We start from the raw sequence: 14,921 nt of genomic DNA, 5'->3' as shown, positions 1-14,921 counted from the left end.
CAGCCCTTCGGACCGCGCGCGGCTAATTCTCGAACCCGACGAACACCGTCGCTTCATCGACGGACTTTCGCTCCGACACCACCGCATTCGCCGGAAACGTCTCATCCGGCCAGCCCAGCGCGATGCTTTTCATGATGACCTGATCGTCGGCTATGCCCGCGTGCTCGCGCACCACGGGGGATTGCATGATGCCCTGGCTGTTGATCACGGCGCCGAGCCCCCGGGACCAGGCGGCATTGACGAGGGCAGTCGCCACGGCGCCGCAGTCGAAGGGCGTATCGTCGCTGCCATCAAGCACGCGGTCATAGGTGATGATCACGCAGACGGGCGCGTCGAACTGGCGGAAGCCGCGCAGGACCCAGTCCTGGCGCTTGTCCTTGTTATCGCGCTCGATTCCCATCGCGGCGAACAATTGCTTGGCAACACCGACCTGCCTGTCGCGGTGCTTGCCTGCAAAGGCCTGCCCCGTGCGGAACTCGCGCGACTGAGGAATGCCCGCCACCATCCGTTCGGTGTTGCCCGCGCGGATCCGATCCAGCGGTTCACCGGTGATGACATAGAAATTCCAGGGCTGGGTGTTCATCGACGACGGAGCGCGCATTGCCAAACCAATGATTTCAGCAATCAGCTCCTTGGGTACCTGATCGGGTTTGTAGCCGCGGATACTCCGGCGGCCGAGGATGACGTCGTCGAACTGCATCTGTGTGGAATTCCCCTGACAAGTTTTGCAACAGTTGGATTTTCGCGGAAAATTCTTGATCTTTCAATCTGGATTGACTGACACTCTCTCCGCCAGCCTTCGCAAACCGCGTTTGCGCGAGGCTGTCGCGCCGAAGCCCGCAGGGCGAAGGGTGGGCTCGTTGCCGGTTGCTTCGGCTTGGCAAGCCGCCGTCTGCCTCATCCCGCCAAATTCCATTTCCCGTCCCCCGCCCGCTTCAGCGCGGGATCGCTCACCCGCACGTGCTCGGCGAGAAAGTCGATGAATGCGCGGACCCGTGCCGGAAGCGGCGCGGTATGGCCGACATAGACCGCGTGGATGTCTTCGCGGTCGCCCGGATTGTAGTTTTGCAGCACCGGTACGAGACGGCCGGATTCGATATCGGGCCAGATGTGGAAGAGGGCGAGGCGGGCGAGGCCGACGCCGCCGAGGCAGAGACGGCGGGCGGCTTCGCCGTCGCTGGCGCGCGCGACGGGCGGCGGCATGGCTTCCTCGGTGTGGTCGCCGCGCTTGAAGGGCCAGCCGCGGATCGTGCGTGGAAAGGTCCAACCGATGCCGCGGTGATCGGCGAGATCGGCCGGAATCTTCGGTGCGCCGCAGCGGGCGAGATAGCTTGGCGCGCCGACCACGACCATGCGGCTGGTGCCGAGCTTTCGCGCGACGAGACGCGAGGCGCGTAACGGGCCAACGCGGATGGCGACGTCGGCGCGCTCCTGCATCAGGTCGATCAGCGTGTCGGTCAGCACGAGATCGAGCGTGACGTCGGGATGCTGTTCCAGGAAGCGCGGGATCAGCGGCATCACATGCAGCATGCCGAAGGGGATGTTGCTGTTGACGGTGAGGCGGCCGCGCGGCGCCGCGCCCGAGGCCGCCTCGCGCTCGGCCTCGTCCATCTCGGCGAGGATGCGCAACGAGCGCTGATAGAAGGCCTGGCCCTCCTCCGTCAGCGTCAGCTTGCGCGTGGTGCGGTTGACGAGCCGCGAGCCGAGCCGGGCTTCGAGCCGCGAGATCAGCTTGCTCACGCCCGATGGCGTCAGGCGCAGCTTTTGCGCGGCCGGGGTGAACCCGCCGAGATCGACGACGCGGACGAAGACCTCCATTTCGGCGGAGCGGTTGGTGTCGAAACGGGCCATGTTGAATTCACGTCACAAATGATTGGATTGCGGACATTCTAATGGCTTTGCCGCGGCGCGGCTATCTGCGTGGCTCGTCTCAACCATCGGAGCCACGCATGCCTCCCGCCGTTCTCGCGCTCACCGCCGGTGCCTTTGGCATCGGCACCACAGAATTCATCATCATGGGTCTCCTGCTCCAGGTCGCCGCCGACATGCATGTCTCGGTGCCGGTCGCGGGCCTGCTCATCTCCGGTTATGCGCTCGGCGTATTTATCGGCGCGCCCGTCCTGACGCTGGCGACGCGGCGGATGCCGCGGAAAACGGTGCTGCTCGCGCTGATGGCGATCTTCACGCTGGGCAATGCCGCCTGCGCGCTGGCGCCGAACTACGAATTGCTGATGGCCGCGCGCGTGCTGACCTCGCTTGCCCACGGCACGTTTTTCGGCGTGGGATCGGTGGTGGCGACCAGCCTCGTCGCCGAGGACAAGCGGGCTTCCGCGATATCAACCATGTTCATCGGCCTCACGGTCGCGACGCTGCTAGGCGTGCCCTTCGGCGCCTGGTTCGGCCTGATGCTCGGCTGGCGTGCGGCGTTCTGGGCGGTGACTGTCATCGGCGTGATTGCCTTCGCGGTGGTTGCGGCGCTCGTCCCCGGCCATGTCGGCAACGGTGACAAGCCGGTCTCTCTTGCCGAGGAAGTCGCCGTGCTCGGCCGTCCGCAGGTGCTGCTCGGCCTCGCCATGACCGTGTTCGGCTTTGCCGGCCTGTTCGTCGTCTTCACCTACATTCAGCCGATCCTGACGCGCTTCACCGGGTTCTCGGAAGGAGCGGTCTCGCCGATCCTGCTGGTGTTCGGCGTCGGGCTCGCGATCGGCAACGTTGCTGGCGGCAAGTTCGCCGACCGTGGCCTCGCCGGCGCGCTGATCGGAACGCTCGCCGCGCTCGCCATCGCGCTTCTTGGGCTCGGCGCCGTGCTGTCGGTGAAGATCGCAGCCATCGTGCTGATTCTGCTGCTCGGCATCGCCGCCTTTGCAACCGTCGCTCCGCTCCAGCTTCGCGTGCTGGAAGCGGCCGGCTCCAGCGGGCGCACGCTCGCCTCCAGCCTCAACATCGCCGCGTTCAATCTCGGCAACGCGCTGGGCGCCTGGGCCGGCGGCGTCACCATCGATCGCGGGCTCGGCCTCTCTGCGCTGCCGCTTGTTGCGGCTGGCATCACCGCTGTCGGGCTCGTGCTGGCGCTGTGGAGCCTCCGGCTCGACCGCGCGCAAGCGGCCGTTGCGGCCTGTCCCGCGGAATAGCGTCGGTGGCGCGACCCGCAGACAATTCGCCGCGTCGCGCCATCGCGCCATGCAGAAAACGCACCTGTACACGTCCTTTCGCCATCCGTAACCTCCGCGGCACAATTTCAGGAGGTGCGACGTGGCGAAGAAGACGACCAACAAAACCAAAAAGAAGACTGCTTCGAAGAAACCTGCAAAGCCCTCCAGCAAGACCAGCACAAGCCGCAAGGCCGTCACTGCGAAGAAAGCCAAGAAAGCCGCTCCGCGCCGGCCCGCTGCACCACGCCGTCCCAAGGGACCTGCCTGGCAATGGTCGGCAGTGGAGACCGCCGCCGCGATCCGCTCCGGCGCGATCTCCGCAGTCGACACGGTCGAGGCGCATCTTGAACGGATGCGCGCCGTCAATCCGAAGCTGAACGCCGTCGTCGTCGATCTCGGCGATGAAGCGCTGAAAGCGGCGCATGCGGCCGACAAGCAGCGCGCCAAGGGCGGTGCGCTCGGCCTTCTGCATGGCGTGCCCGTCACCATCAAGGAAAATGTCGACTACGAAGGCCGACCGAATTTCAACGGCGTTCCCGCCAACAAGGGCCTGGTCGCGCCGTCGGATGCGCCTGTTGTCCGCAACCTGAAGAAGGCTGGCGCGATCGTCATTGGGCTCACCAATACGCCAGAATTCTCCTTCCGCGGCTTTACCGACAATCCCCTGCACGGGCTGACACTGAACCCGTGGGATCCTGATATCACCTGCGGCGGCTCCTCGGGCGGCGCGGGTTCGGCGGTCGCTGCCGGTATCGGCACCATCGCCCATGGCAACGACATCGGCGGCTCGCTGCGCTGGCCCGCGCATTGCAACGGTGTTGCCACCATCAAGCCGACGCAAGGACGCATCCCCGCGTTCAACGAGAGCGCAACGGCGGAGCGTCCGATGCTGGCGCATCTGATGTCGGCGCAGGGGCCGCTCGCCCGCCACGTCGCCGACGTCCGTCTTGCGCTGGAGGTAATGAGCCAGCGCGATCCGCGCGATCCCTGGTGGGTGCCGGCGCCGCTGCTCGGCGAGAGGCCGAAGGGGCCGATCAAGGTAGCCCTGGCCAAGATTCCCGACGATATGGAGGTCGATCCGTCCGTCGCCGCGGCGCTGCGCCAGGCCGCCGACCACCTCGAACGGTCCGGCTACCGCGTCAGCGAGGTCGAGGTGCCCGACATCAACGGCGTCTGGCAGACTTGGTGCGACATCATCACCAACGAGACCGTGGTGATGCAGGAAGCCTCCATGCTGAAGGTGACTTCGGAAGACTTCCACAAAGCCTGGGGCGGCATGAAGGCCAAGGCCAACGTCCTCGATCTCAAGGCCTGGATGCAGGCGACCGCCGCGCGCAACGGCCACATCCGCGCCTGGCAATTGTTCTTCGAAGAGTATCCAATCGTGCTGGCGCCGACCACGGTGAAGCCGACGCCGGGCCCGCGCGATGACACCGTCAGCCCCGAGCGCGTGCGCGAGATTTTCTGGGGCGAGATCCGCTTCATCTCCGCGATCAACGTGCTCGGCCTGCCCGGCGCGGTGGTGCCGGTGGCGCTTCACGACGGCAGGCCGATCGGCGTGCAGCTGATTACCGGGCGCTATCGCGAGGATCTCGCGCTCGATGCCGCGGCCGCGATCGAGAAGCGCGCCGGCGTGCTCGCTCATCGGCTGTGGGATCGGATGGGTTGAACCCGCTCCAAAAAGAGCTTCAGGGCTTCGCGCATCGCGCCCGAAGCTCGCCTACGCAACGGTTCACCGCGGCGTGAAAGCGCGTGTGCCCGTGTTGCTGACCATGTCGAGTGTGCGTCGCCGCCGTTGTCAGCCTCTCGATCTCGTGGGGCAGGGAAGCCGCAGCAAGTTCCACAACGGGTGTTCCAGCCCGCATCTCTTCACGAGAAGTCCTCAATCTTCGACTCCTTGATCTAGGTCAAATCCGACCTTGAGGAGGAGAAGAGGTTCCTGCCGGGTGCCGATCCGTGAGCGGCATCGCCTTATCATGTGCGCGGCACCCCAAGTAATGGAGGAAAGCCATGCTTCGATGTCTTCTCGCTGCTTTGGCGGCGATCGTTCTGATCACCGTCAGTCTCATTCCCGATGATGCATACGCTCGCCGCGGCGGCGGCGGCTTCCATGGTGGTGGTATGCGCGCCGGAGGTTTCCATGGCGGTGGCGCCCGCGTCGCCCATGTCCGGGGCGGCGGATACCGGGTTGCGGGAGGCCGCTACGGCGTCGCCGGCCGTGGTTATGGCTATCGCCCGATAGCGGGGCGCCCTGTGGCCAGAGGGGTCTATCGCAATGCAGCCTATCGCGGCGCTTATAGGGGCGCAGCCTATGGTCTAGGTGCGGCCGCAGTAGGAGCCGCCGCAGCCGGCGCCTACGGCTACTACGGTGGCTCCAGCAGCTGCACCTATGACACTTACGGCAATTACGTTTGCCCCGGACAATATCCATACGGGTATCGATATTGAAGTTGGCGGGACGGCAGCGGCCAGCTCCGCTGCCGTCCGTCAAGGCTGCCGGTGCTTCCTCGGCTCAAGCCCGCCGTGACCCAATTGTCCAGGTTCCCTCTAGCAACGCGCGATGGTTCTTCGACCGAGGTCAAGAGTCCCAAGACCGAAAGCATCAAGGTGGCGCGCCATCAGCACTGGTCTGGCCAGGTGGCGGCATCACACAATCGAGCGAGCAGCATGAGATTTCCGGCAGGGGTTGTCGCGGGATTGCTCTTACTCACTGGCGCGGGGGCGAGCCATGCCGTGGTTCGCATCGCGAATGATCGAGGCGGATCGATTGCTGACTACATCGAGCGATACGAGAAATTGCGCGCCGCGCGTCAATCGATCGTCATCGATGGCCTCTGCGCTTCCGCCTGCACGATCGTCCTTGCGACGATCGCATCGGACGACATCTGCGTCACCTCGAAGGCAAGACTTGCCTTTCATGCTGCGTGGGACTTCGGCAGGAATGGGCGCACATTTACCGACCGCGGGGCGACCCGCATGCTGTATTCAATGTATCCCTCGCCAATCCAGCAATGGCTCGATCGTCGAGGAGGACTAACTCCCCGTACGGTTTTTCTTCAAGGTAAACAGCTGCATGGGATGTATCGAGGGTGCGATTTCGATCCACGGTCGTCTGCCGCGCGATGAGTGACGCGATCCGCAAGTTGCACCGAGCAGCATCTTCATTAATGCAATTTAACCCGGATTCCGGCCAATTCGCCGACAAGCATTAGGGTTACTTCCTCGATCTCTAAGCGAATTATTGTCCGCTTTACCACCCGCCTCTAACACGGGGACGGCGGACAACGCACATGCCTCATACAGGCCAATAAGTGCGGCCGCTCCACGCGGAGGTGGCACGATGCGCAACGAGACGATCGCTATTCACGCCGGTTACGAGCCCGAGGCGACCACGCACGCGGTTGCCGTGCCGATTTACCAGACCGCAGCCTATGCCTTCGACAGCGCCGATCACGGCGCGGCGCTCTTCAATCTCGAGGCCGAAGGTTTTCGTTACAGCCGCATCGCCAATCCGACCAGCGCGGTGCTGGAGAAGCGTATCGCCCAGCTTGAAGGCGGCGTCGGTGCGCTCGCGGTCGCGACCGGCCAGGCGGCCTTGCATTTTGCCTTCGTCAACGTCGCCGATCACGGCGGCAACATCGTTTCCGTGCCGCAGCTTTACGGCACCACGCATACGCTGCTCTCGCACATCCTGCCGCGGCAGGGCATCACCGGCCGCTTCGCCGAGAGCGACAAGCCAGATGCCATCGAGAAGCTGATCGACGAGAACACCCGCGCCGTGTTCGCCGAGACCATCGGCAACCCCGCCGGCAACGTCTGCGACATCGAGGCGCTGGCCAAGGTCGCGCATGCGCATGGCGTGCCGCTGATCGTCGACAACACCGTCGCAACACCGATTCTGCTCAAGCCGTTCGACTATGGCGCCGATATCGCCGTGCACTCGCTGACCAAGTTCCTGGGCGGCCACGGCACGACGCTCGGCGGCGCCATCGTCGATTCCGGGAACTTCCCCTGGGCCAAGCATGCCGAGCGCTTCCCGGCCTACAACAAGCCCGACGCGTCCTATCACGGCCTCGTCTACGCCGAGCGCTTCGGCAGGACCGCCTATATCGAGCGGGCGCGCAGCGTCTATCAGCGCACCATGGGCTCGGTGCTGTCGCCGTTCAACGCCTTCCTGCTGCTCCAGGGCATCGAGACCGTGGCGCTGCGCATGGAGCGCCACGTCGAGAACGCCCGCAAGGTCGCCGAATTCCTGCGCAAGGATTCGCGCGTTGCCTGGGTCAACTACACCGGCTTTCCCGACAGTCCCTATTATCCGCTGGTACAGAAATATCTCGATGGTAACGCCTCCTCGCTGTTCACCTTCGGCATCAAGGGCGGGATGGAAGCCGGAAAGAGCTTCTATGATGCGCTGCAGCTGATCACGCGCCTCGTCAATATCGGCGATGCCAAGTCGCTGGCCTGTCATCCCGCCTCGACCACCCACCGGCAGATGTCGGCAGAGCAGCAGCGCGTTGCCGGCGTGCTGCCGGAGACCATCCGGCTCTCGATCGGCATCGAGCATATCTCCGATATCATCGAGGACATCGACCAGGCGCTGGACAAGGCCTGCCGATCAGCGCGCCTCGAGGCCGCGGAGTAGGCGGGCGGCACCCATGACGATCTTGATCGACAGGGATCAAGTCATCTCGAGTCCGGCGCTGGTGCCGACCGAGCGCGATCTCGCGCGAGAGCACGAACCCGAACTCACGATCGGCCTCGTCAACAACATGCCGGATCCGGCGCTGAAGGCGACCGAGCGGCAGTTCATGAAGCTGCTTCAGGCCGCAGCAGGCCAGTGCCGCATCCGCTTCCACTGCTTCTCGCTTCCCGGCGTGAAGCGCTCGCCGGAAGCGAGGTGGCATGTCGAAAGCGAGTATTCCGACCTGTCCGATCTCAAGCGTCAGAAATTCGACGGCCTGATCGTGACCGGCGCCGAGCCCGTCGCGCCCGAACTCGACCAGGAGCCGTACTGGCGCGACCTCACCGAACTCATCGACTGGGCCAAGGTCAACACGCGCTCGACGATCTGGTCGTGCCTTGCCGCGCATGCGGCGGTGCTGCACCTCGACGGCATCGAACGGCGACGGCTGCCGGCCAAATGCCACGGCATCTTCGATTGCGACGCCGTGACGAGCGATTCCCTGACGCGCGCCGCGCCGGCGCCGCTGAAGGTCTCGCATTCGCGCTTGAACGAGATTGCGGAGAGCGACCTGGTGCAGGCCGGTTATCAGGTGCTGACACGCTCCGCCCATGCGGGCGTCGATGTTTTCGTTCGCCAATATGCCAGCCGCTTCGTGTTCTTCCAGGGGCACCCGGAATACGATGCGCTGTCGCTCCAGCGCGAATATCTGCGCGACATCGGCCGCTATCTCGCGCGCGAGCGGGAGAATTATCCCCGCCTGCCCGTGAGCTATTTTGACGCAGCGACGGAAGAGAAATTGGCCCGCTTCGAGAAGAAGGCGGCGCACCAGCGTCATCCCGCGCTCACCAACGAGCTGCCGGGGCTGAATTTGCGCGCCGATATCGGCGCCGGCGGCGCGGCGGCAGTGCTTTTTCGCAACTGGTTGCAATATCTCAGCGAGGGAGCCCATGCGTCGGTCCCCGCGCGTCAGCCGAAGGACGTTGGCTCCGCGTTAGGATTACCCAAGCGTTAGGCTTGCCTCAACCAGTGCGCGAATGTTTCAGTACAGAAATACGCACATCACGGGAAACGCAGTCGTGTGGTCGGCACTCCAGGAACGCGTGAGCAATCGGCTGGCCCGGCATTTCCGCGCCGCGCCGCACCGGCTGCCTGCGCATGCGCCGATCGTGAGCTTCACCTTCGACGATGCCCCCGACAGCGCGGCAGGCGAGGGCGCCGAGCTTCTGGAAAAGCATGGCGGCCGCGGTACATTCTATCTCGCCGGCAGCCTGATCGGCCAGCCGTCGGATCACTGGCATGGCCTGTCCGATGACGCGATCATCCGGCTTCACCGCGCCGGTCACGAGATTGCCTGCCACACATTCTCGCATCAGTGCTCGGCCAATCTCGACGAGGCTGCGATGGCGCGCGAGATCGAGCGAAACCGCGCTTATTTCCGCCGTATCGATTCCTCGATCACGCTGGAGAACTTCGCCCATCCCTACGGGATTGCCTCGGTCTGGCGCAAGCCGCAGCTCGCCAAGGCCTTCCGTTCGGCGCGCGGCATCCTCCCCGGCGTTAACAGCGACGTCATCGACCTCCAGTTCCTGCGCGCTTCGCCCTTGGTCGATTGCGAGATCGATAGGGCCGGCGTCGATCGCTATTTCGACGAGGCGGTCGCGAGCGGCGGATGGCTCATCTTCTATGGCCACGACGTGGCGATCACGCCGAGCCCCTACGGCTGCACCCCAGACCTGATGCGTCATGCGCTGGAAGCGGCCGGAAAGCGCAACATGCCGATCGTGACGGTCGCAGAAGCGCTGCGACGAATCGGAGCGTAAGAGGCTTCTTCCCTTCTCCCCTTGCGGGAGAAGGTGGCGTAGGCGGCCTTCGGCCGCCGTTCTTAAGAACGCCGAAGCGAAGCTTCGGCTATGGCGCCGGATGAGGGGTATCTCTCCGCAAGCGCTACTATCGAGTTCGTGGAGAGAGACCCCTCACCCATCTCGCCGCTCCGCGGCGAGCCACCCTCTCGCACAAGGGGAGGGGAAGAGCCGCGCCGCGCCCCGCAAACGCTCTTGCCACGCCCGCGCCGCTATGCGACTGGCCTTGTGACGAATCTCACGGCCTTGGTTCCATCCCGCCCATGTCCGCTCCCTCCACCGCCCCGCTACCTGCGCCGGCCAACGGCCGCGATGCGCTGTCGGTGCTGCATTCGGTATTCGGCCTGCCGGGTTTTCGCGGCGAGCAGGGTGAGATCGTCAGGCACGTCACCGACGGCGGCAATTGCCTGGTGCTGATGCCGACCGGCGGCGGCAAGTCGCTGTGCTACCAGCTTCCTTCACTGCTGCGCGAAGGCTGCGGCATCGTGGTGTCGCCGTTGATCGCCTTGATGCGCGATCAGGTCGCCGGCCTCATCGAGGCCGGTGTCAACGCCGCCGCGTTGAACTCGTCGCTGACTCTGCAGGATGCCTCCGATATCGAGCGGCGCCTGCTCGCGGGCGATCTCGATCTGCTCTATGTCGCGCCGGAACGCCTGGTGACGCCGCGCTGCCTGTCGCTGCTGGCGCAGGCGAAGGTGGCGCTATTCGCGATCGACGAGGCGCATTGCGTCTCGCAATGGGGCCATGACTTCCGTCCCGAATATGTCGGCCTCTCCATCATCGCCGAGCGCTTTCCCGACGTGCCGCGCATCGCGCTGACCGCGACCGCCGACGACTTGACGCGCAGAGAGATCGTCGAACGGCTCCAGCTCACGGGCGCACCGCAATTCGTCTCGAGCTTCGACCGGCCCAACATCCGTTACGAGATCGTCGACAAGCGTAGTGCCGTATCGCAGCTGAAGGAATTCGTCCGGGAGCGGCATGCGGGCGATGCCGGCGTGGTCTATTGCCTGTCCCGCAATCGAGTCGAGGAGGTCGCCGCCGCGCTTCAGGACGCCGGCATTGCGGCGCTGCCCTACCACGCCGGGCTCGACAGCCAAGTGCGCTCGCGCAACCAGGACCGCTTTCTCAATGAGGACGGCATCGTCATCGTCGCGACCGTCGCGTTCGGCATGGGCATCGACAAGCCCGACGTGCGCTTCGTCGCTCATCTCGATCTGCCCAAGAGCATCGAGGCCTATTATCAGGAGACAGGCCGCGCCGGCCGCGACGGTAAGCCGTCGGCGGCCTGGATGGCCTATGGTCTCTCTGACATCGTGCAGCAGCGTCGGATGATCGACGAGTCCAGCGCCTCCGACGAATTCAAGCGGGTCTCGATCGGCAAGCTCGATGCGCTCGTTGGCCTTGCCGAAACGCCGCACTGCCGGCGCCGCCGCCTGCTCGCCTATTTCGGCGAGATCGTGATGGGCGAGGCTTGCGGCAATTGCGACAATTGCCTGACGCCGCCAAAGATGCGCGACGGCAAGGTGCTGGCGCAGAAGCTGTTGTCCTGCATCTATCGCACCGGACAGCGTTTTGGCGCGATGCACCTAATCGATGTGCTGGTCGGGCGCCTGACCGAGAAGGTGACGCAGTTCGGCCACGACAAATTGTCGGTGTTCGGCATCGGCCGCGAACTCAACGAAAAGCAGTGGCGCACCGTGCTGCGGCAGTTGGTGGCGATGGGGCATTTGCAGAGCGACAGCGAGGCGTTTGGGGCGCTGAAGCTGACCGAGACTGCGCGCGGCGTGCTGCGCGGGGAGACCGAGGTGTGGCTGCGTGAGGAAGCGCCCGGCACGCGCGTCCGCGCCAGTCGCGGCAAATCGCGCCGCGGCGATCTCGCGCCTGCGGCCAGCGCGCCGCAGGGCGACGTCGATCCGGAACTGCGTGCGCGGCTGCGGTCCTGGCGTTCAGACATCGCCCGCGAACGCGGCGTGCCGGCCTATGTCGTGCTGCACGATGCCACCATCGACGGCATCGTCCGGGCCTGGCCGGCCACACTCGATGAACTACGCAACGTGCCCGGCATCGGCGACAAGAAGCTCGAGCATTACGGCGACGAGCTGCTGCAAATCGTCAGGACGCGGTAAGCGATCGCAGGTGCCGTAGCCTGGATGGAGCGAAGCGCAATCCGGGGCAGGCTTTCCGTATCGTACGATTCCCGGATCCGGGCTACGGAGATGGAGGAGGCGGCTATCGCCCCGCCTCCTCATGCCTCACCCATTCCGGAACGCATACGCATATCCATTCAGCGCGGGGGCGCCGCCGAGATGGGCGTAGAGGATCTTTGCGCCCTTCTCGAAATAGCCCTTCTTCGCAAGATCGATCAGGCCCTGCATAGACTTGCCCTCGTAGACGGGGTCGGTGATCATGCCTTCGAGACGTGCGCTGAGGCGGATGGCCTCCTTGGTCTCTTCCGACGGCACGCCATAGGCGGGATAGGCGTAGTCCTCGATCAGCACGACGTCGTCGGCGACGAGCTCCCTGTCGAGCTCGACGAGTTCAGCCGTGTTCTGCGCGATCTCGAGCACCTGCGCCTTGGTCTGGGCCGGCGTGAAAGAGGCGTCGATGCCAATCACCTTGCGGGCGCGGCCATCGGCGGCGAAGCCGACCAGCATGCCGGCATGGGTGGAGCCGGTGACAGTGCAGACGATGATGTAGTCGAACTTGAAGCCGAGCTCTTTCTCCTGCTTGCGCACCTCTTCGGCGAAGCCGACGTAACCGAGGCCGCCGAACTTGTGCACCGAGGCGCCGGCGGGAATGGCGTAAGGCTTGCCGCCGGCCGCCTTCACCTCTTCGATCGCCTGCTCCCAGCTTTTGCGGATGCCGATGTCGAAACCGTCGTCGACCAAGCGCACGTCGGCGCCCATGATGCGCGAGAGCATGATGTTGCCGACCCGATCATAGACGGCGTCCTCGTGCGGCACCCAGGCTTCCTGCACCAGGCGGCACTTCATTCCGATCTTGGCCGCGACCGCCGCGATCATGCGGGTGTGGTTCGACTGCACCCCGCCGATCGAGACCAGCGTGTCGGCGTTGGAGGCGATCGCGTCGGGGATGATGTATTCGAGCTTGCGCAGCTTGTTGCCGCCATAGGCAAGGCCCGAATTGCAGTCCTCGCGCTTGGCATAGACCTCGACATTGCCGCCGAGATGTTTTGACAGCCGCTCCAGCTTCTCGATGGGCGTCGGGCCGAAGGTCAGCGGATAGCGCGGAAATTTGTCCAGCTTCATGGGGCATCCCGATTGGCGTTGATGTCCGCCGCTGCCTAGCATCGCTCTAGGAAAATGTGCTCTCGAATATTGCGCCTATATTGCGCGGGTTCTTGCGAATACGGCGACATTTGCTAAGAATTCTTCCGTAAAATCGTTTTTCTATGGAAGTTTCTTTCATGGCCGCCCGTCTCGATCGCACTGACCTTAAGATCCTGAGATTGCTCCAGAATAACGGCCGGCTCAGCAATGCCGAGCTGGCTGTATCAGTCGCGATCAGCCCCGCCACCTGTCATCGCCGGACCCAGCGCCTGTTCGAGGACGGGTTCATCGCCGCCGTGCGCGCCATGGTCGCCCCCAAGAAGGTGGCCAAGGGTACGCTGGTGATGGTCGGCGTCGTGCTCGACCGCTCGACGCCGGAGAGCTTTGCCATCTTCGAGCAGGCGATCGCCAAGCTGAAATTCGTGCTCGATTGCCATCTCGTCGCCGGCGACTTCGACTATTTCCTCAAGATCCGGGTCGGCGACATGGAAGACTTCAACCGCATCCACGGCGAGCAGCTCATCGCGCTGCCCGGCGTGCGCCAGACCCGCACCTTCTTCGTGATGAAGGAAGTCGTCGACAACGCGCCGCTGGAGTTTTGAGCGGTCAGACCTGCAATCCGTCGATCAGGGTCCGCGCTGGCTCTGCGCTGCGCGGGGCCCACCTAGACGCGTACAGTGGAGCAGATAAGGGCCCTGTTCGTGCCAAGCATCGGTCCGGGCGACCTCTTTCCATCCGCATTTCTCGGGATCCCGCTCAAAGTGCTTTGGCTTCGTTTCAATGAAGGGACCTGTCTCCATTTCAATCCTGTCGATGCTCCAATCGTAGACCAAGGCGGGGGCGCCTGGCTGGTGCGCATGACTTTCGAAGTAAAAGAATGGGTTCACTCCGATAGAGATTAGTCCTTCCAACCAGGCGTCCAGGGGAGCATTGTCTGGAGGCTTTCCCTCGCAATACATGAGAATACCAACGTCCAGCACCCACCAATCATCTTGCGCGTGCACCACCTGCCCAACAACTGCGTACGAACTTTCCACAACTTGCCTGAGTGACGGAGCTTTGCGGTCAAATCGGCCACACTTCGGAAGTGGGACTACCGGAATAAATTCGAGCGCGAATGAGACATTTGTCGCTTGAGCGAAATCACCGTAGTTGCCGTCCTGAACTATCCAACTATCAAGTCCGACGATTAGATCGGTCATTCGATGCCTCGCCAATGACAGATACCGGGACATAGCACGGTTGTGCGAGCGTCTGTACACTCCTTGCAAAGTTGCACGATCGTCACAGCAACTTCACTTGCCTTGCGCGATAACGCGCGCGACCGTCCTCTCTTCTCAACGAGGAGACTCCCACCATGCGTCTTCCCATTCTCGATCCCAAGGATCTGACCGACGAACAGAAGCCGCTCTATGACGACATGCGAGCCGGTATCAAGGACCACTTCAAGGGCTTTGTGAACATGCGCGACGACGGCGCGCTGCTCGGGCCCTGGAATCCCTGGGTCCGCGAGCCGCGCTTCGGCAAGCCGGTGTGGGAGCTGGTCAAGGCGATCGCGTCGAACCCGCTGCTGCCCGCGCCGGTGCGCGAAGTCGCCATCCTCGTCACCGGCTCGCATTTCCGTTCCGGCTACGAGCTCTATGCCCATGTGCTGGTCGCCGAGCAGCGCGGCCTGTCCGACGAGAAGCTCGCCACCATCGTCGCGGGGCAACGACCGGTGGATCTGACCAAGCAGGAGGCCGTCGCCTATGACGTGGCGTCCGCATTGGTCAGCGGCGGCGTGTTGCCGGAGTTGACTTGGCGCGCCGCGGTGAAGGAGTTCGGCGAGCATGGCGCTGCCGAGCTGTCGTATCTGGTCGGCGTCTACTGCATGGTCTCGGTCACGCTGAATACGTTCGACGTGCCGGTGCCGGACTGAGAGCTGCTTGCTTCG

14 protein-coding genes are annotated in these 14,921 nt (G+C 64.1%); 10 read left to right on the top strand and 4 right to left on the bottom strand.

Translation table 11 applies throughout. The features are described from left to right. Positions 1–22 precede the first annotated feature (22 nt). Together IVB26_RS36995 and IVB26_RS36990 are read right to left on the bottom strand one after the other, a co-directional pair. Positions 23–700: a nitroreductase gene (locus IVB26_RS36995; protein WP_247969789.1), complete on the bottom strand. Its 678-nt coding sequence runs from the start codon at positions 698–700 to the stop codon at positions 23–25. 197 nt (positions 701–897) lie between these two features. After that, on the bottom strand, positions 898–1,851 hold the full coding sequence (locus IVB26_RS36990; RefSeq protein ID WP_247969788.1) for a LysR family transcriptional regulator: 954 nt from the start codon (positions 1,849–1,851) through the stop codon (positions 898–900). A 98-nt stretch (positions 1,852–1,949) separates the two neighbouring features. Between IVB26_RS36990 and IVB26_RS36985 the strand changes: the two genes are divergently transcribed. The 8 genes from IVB26_RS36985 to recQ all read left to right on the top strand — a co-directional run bounded on the left by IVB26_RS36985 (position 1,950) and on the right by recQ (position 11,824). Further along, positions 1,950–3,131, top strand: a complete 1,182-nt coding sequence (locus IVB26_RS36985; RefSeq protein WP_247969787.1) for an MFS transporter — start codon at positions 1,950–1,952, stop codon at positions 3,129–3,131. 121 nt (positions 3,132–3,252) lie between these two features. After that, positions 3,253–4,821, top strand: a complete 1,569-nt coding sequence (locus tag IVB26_RS36980; RefSeq protein WP_247969786.1) for an amidase family protein — start codon at positions 3,253–3,255, stop codon at positions 4,819–4,821. Between the two features lie 341 nt (positions 4,822–5,162). Next, positions 5,163–5,600: a hypothetical protein gene (locus IVB26_RS36975; protein ID WP_247969785.1), complete on the top strand. Its 438-nt coding sequence runs from the start codon at positions 5,163–5,165 to the stop codon at positions 5,598–5,600. 75 nt (positions 5,601–5,675) lie between these two features. Next, entirely contained in the window at positions 5,676–6,278 is a 603-nt protein-coding gene (locus IVB26_RS36970; RefSeq protein ID WP_458309301.1) for a hypothetical protein, read from the top strand. 214 nt (positions 6,279–6,492) lie between these two features. After that, on the top strand, positions 6,493–7,794 hold the full coding sequence (locus IVB26_RS36965) for an O-acetylhomoserine aminocarboxypropyltransferase/cysteine synthase family protein (RefSeq protein WP_247969784.1): 1,302 nt from the start codon (positions 6,493–6,495) through the stop codon (positions 7,792–7,794). Positions 7,795–7,807: 13 nt separating this feature from the next. Continuing rightward, on the top strand, positions 7,808–8,848 hold the full coding sequence (metA, locus tag IVB26_RS36960) for a homoserine O-succinyltransferase MetA (RefSeq protein ID WP_247969783.1): 1,041 nt from the start codon (positions 7,808–7,810) through the stop codon (positions 8,846–8,848). A gap of 64 nt (positions 8,849–8,912) precedes the next feature. Then, on the top strand, positions 8,913–9,656 hold the full coding sequence (locus IVB26_RS36955) for a polysaccharide deacetylase family protein (RefSeq protein WP_247969782.1): 744 nt from the start codon (positions 8,913–8,915) through the stop codon (positions 9,654–9,656). A 302-nt stretch (positions 9,657–9,958) separates the two neighbouring features. Then, positions 9,959–11,824 (top strand): DNA helicase RecQ, encoded by a 1,866-nt coding sequence (recQ, locus tag IVB26_RS36950; protein WP_247969781.1) that lies wholly within the window; start codon positions 9,959–9,961, stop codon positions 11,822–11,824. A 126-nt stretch (positions 11,825–11,950) separates the two neighbouring features. Here recQ and IVB26_RS36945 read toward each other — a convergent pair whose 3' ends face one another. After that, positions 11,951–12,967, bottom strand: coding sequence for a 1-aminocyclopropane-1-carboxylate deaminase (locus IVB26_RS36945; RefSeq protein WP_247969780.1), 1,017 nt, complete (start codon positions 12,965–12,967; stop codon positions 11,951–11,953). Between the two features lie 158 nt (positions 12,968–13,125). Between IVB26_RS36945 and IVB26_RS36940 the strand changes: the two genes are divergently transcribed. Continuing rightward, complete coding sequence (locus tag IVB26_RS36940) at positions 13,126–13,590, top strand: Lrp/AsnC family transcriptional regulator (RefSeq protein WP_247969779.1); 465 nt, start codon at positions 13,126–13,128, stop codon at positions 13,588–13,590. A gap of 24 nt (positions 13,591–13,614) precedes the next feature. On the opposite strand, the gene IVB26_RS36935 is transcribed toward IVB26_RS36940, so the two are convergent. Then, on the bottom strand, positions 13,615–14,190 hold the full coding sequence (locus tag IVB26_RS36935) for a hypothetical protein (protein ID WP_247969778.1): 576 nt from the start codon (positions 14,188–14,190) through the stop codon (positions 13,615–13,617). A gap of 155 nt (positions 14,191–14,345) precedes the next feature. Between IVB26_RS36935 and IVB26_RS36930 the strand changes: the two genes are divergently transcribed. Next, on the top strand, positions 14,346–14,906 hold the full coding sequence (locus tag IVB26_RS36930; protein WP_247969777.1) for a carboxymuconolactone decarboxylase family protein: 561 nt from the start codon (positions 14,346–14,348) through the stop codon (positions 14,904–14,906). Positions 14,907–14,921 lie beyond the last annotated feature (15 nt).

The organism is Bradyrhizobium sp. 195, assembly GCF_023101665.1.
Classification (GTDB): Bacteria; Pseudomonadota; Alphaproteobacteria; order Rhizobiales; family Xanthobacteraceae; genus Bradyrhizobium.
This window is presented reverse-complemented; position numbering and strand designations above follow the sequence as displayed.